Source organism: Sphingorhabdus sp. (assembly GCF_041737645.1).
Lineage (GTDB): Bacteria > Pseudomonadota > Alphaproteobacteria > Sphingomonadales > Sphingomonadaceae > Sphingorhabdus_B.
In genome coordinates, this window is sequence record NZ_JBGSRI010000002.1 from 1 (window position 1) to 2,893 (window position 2,893).

Below are 2,893 nucleotides of genomic sequence, written 5' to 3' on the forward strand. Positions count from 1 at the left end.
TGGAGCGGGTGAAGGGATCATAACAAATACCTAGAAATAAACAACATTTTTTGCTACTATTGCCCACACAGAACCTACACAGCTACGGCGATTCAACGACTTAGGGCCGCAATCTGCACAGATTCTGCACAGTGAGGCAAGGGAAATGAAATTCATCACCGACAAGGAGCAGGTCAAGGCAGGCCTTATCATCTTCCGGCGCGGCGATGTCGGGCATGACCGATACTACTGCCGCATCAGGATTCAGAACGAGGATCGCTATAAGACGATTTCGCTCAAAACATCAGATCGGCATACCGCGCTCGACGAGGCGCTGGAGCACTATGCCAATATCCGCATAATGGTGAAGCATGAGCTTCCCGTGTTCAATCGGTCTTTTTCGCATGTGGCCGAGGAATATGCGAATATGCAGCAGCGGCGCGCGAATGCGGGCGAGGTCAGCCAAGCCCGCGCGATGAACGTCAAAAACAAGGTCAATGGGCCACTTGCCGCCTATGTTGGCACGAGCCAGATTCATCTTGTCAGTCAGGATCGCTGGTCGGAGTATCCGTTATGGCGGCGCGAGAATGGCGTTGGACGGCGCAACGGCAAGATCAGCGATTCCACTATTCGCATCGAAATGAGCATCTTTGCCGCCATCATGAGCTTTGCGATCAGTAAACGCTATGTGCCTGCCCATCTGCGGTTCGAGGGGATGCCGAAACTCAAATCCGCTCGGCGCGACGAATTCACGCTGGAGGAATATCGCAAGCTGCATAGTGTGGGCCGCAAATGGATGAAGGAAGCCACGACCCCGCAGGGCATCTGGTATCGCCAGAATTGCTACAATTTCATCCTCGTCATGTGCAACACAGGGATGCGACCGCCCGAGGCGAAGAACTTGCGGTGGCGCGACATCACCAAAGCCAAGGACAAAGACGGCACTGACATTCTGGTGATTTATGTCCAGGGCAAGGGCAAAGAACGCAATCTGATCGCGCCCAAAAGTGTCGGCGACTATCTTGATCGTGTCCGCGCTCAGTCCAAAGCCACCAAGCCCGATGATGCAGTTTTCACGATCATCAACGGCAAGCCCGCAGTCTGGCTTTACCGCGATACCGTCGAGGAGTTGCTGAAATACGCGAATTTGCGCGACGGTCCGAGCGGCATCCCCCGCACCACCTATTGCTTCCGCCACACCTACGCGACGTTCAGGCTCTCCGCAGGCGTCGATGTCTATATCCTCGCCCAACAAATGGGCACGTCGGTCAAGATGATCGAGCAGCATTATGGCCATGTAAACACCATCAAACATGCCGACCGCGTGTTGATGGGCATTGGCGGATGGGATGCCATGCACACCGAAATGAACGCTGAAATTGACAAGCAGGAAGCCACGGCAAGGGCCACGCAGTCGATCAAGGCGAAAGAGCAAATGAAGCCGCCACGCTCCAAACGCTAGCGCGAGCATGGGTTCGGAAATGAAGCGACCGGCCCGGAAGCGCCGACCCGTGCTTGTGCCTTCAACCCACCTTTGCGACATTGGCAATGCACCGCTGGTGCTACTCGATTGGCAATGTTGCCAAGCGGGGATGGGATTAAGGATGCGCCGAGCCTCAAGCAGCCCCCAACCCCGCGTCTTCGAGCCGCCGTGCCGCTGGCACTCTGGGGCGGTAAGTTCGGAACTCGGTGACAATCTCCTCGTCGTCCGCTACCCCGAAACAATCTCTGGCCGCAACCGTGCGTCACCCGGAACACACCGATCAGAAGCATCGTAAGAGGTGCAGGAAAATAGTTTAGAATGAATGCCGTAGAAATCGAAGAAGCAGTATCGGAACTCGCAAGTCAGCCCTTTGATCGGGCCGAATTTGCTTATCAATTTTTAGCCGCCTTTGGGAACAAGGAGACCACGATAAAGCGCCTTCGCGCTGCCGGTGGCTCCAATGCCTCCGATGTCACTGGCGGCATTCTTCAGCGCAGCAACATTCACTTGGCAACATGCTCGGCGGGTGAGGTCGATGCGACGTTGAAGGCGTTGCGCGATAGCCCGAAAACGGCGTCAGCCAAAGCCAAGTTCATCCTCGCTACGGACGGCGAAACGCTACAGGCCGAAGACGTCACCAGCGACGATCCGCCCATCGCGTGTGAGTTTGCCAAGTTTCCCGATCATTTCGGGTTCTTCCTGCCGCTGGCAGGCATCACCACGGTCAAGCAAATCCGCGAAAGCTCATTCGACATTCGGGCCACGGGACGGCTCAACAAGCTCTATGTCGAGCTGCTGAAAGACAATGCCGAATGGGCGACCGCCGAGCGCCGCCCCGACATGAACCATTTCATGGCGAGGCTGATCTTCTGCTTTTTCGCCGAGGACACCGACATCTTCAACGGCACCGGCCTGTTTACGGCAGAAGTGCAGAAAATGTCCGAAGCGGACAGCTCCAACACGCACGAGGTCATCAGCCACATATTCTTGGCGATGAACACGCCGACGCGGCACGAAGGTAAGCCCGAAAATCGCTATCGGGAAGCGGCGGGAATACGTTTGTGGGCAAACAGGTTCCCCTATGTGAATGGCGGGCTGTTTTCGGGCAGCACCGAGGTTCCGCGTTTCAGCAAGATCGCCCGATCCTACCTCATCAACATCGGCAGCCTCGATTGGAAAAAGATCAACCCCGACATTTTCGGCAGCATGATTCAGGCCGTGGCCGATGATGAGGAGCGCGGCGCGCTTGGGATGCACTACACCAGTGTCCCGAACATCCTGAAAGTTCTTAATCCGCTGTTCCTCGATAATCTGCGCGCGCAGTTGGAGGAAGCGGACGACAATGGGCGCAAGCTACTGAATCTCCGCAACCGCATGGCCAAAATCCGCGTTTTCGATCCGGCTTGCGGCAGCGGCAATTTCCTTGTGATC

At 56.0% G+C, this 2,893-nt stretch carries 2 protein-coding genes; both read left to right on the forward strand.

What is annotated here, in order from left to right:
• Positions 1–145 precede the first annotated feature (145 nt).
• Positions 146–1,441, forward strand: a complete 1,296-nt coding sequence (locus ACEW72_RS00015; protein WP_373474322.1) for a tyrosine-type recombinase/integrase — start codon at positions 146–148, stop codon at positions 1,439–1,441.
• A 339-nt stretch (positions 1,442–1,780) separates the two neighbouring features.
• Positions 1,781–2,893: type IIL restriction-modification enzyme MmeI (locus ACEW72_RS00020; RefSeq protein ID WP_373474323.1), on the forward strand; the 1,113-nt coding region annotated here is incomplete at its 3' end.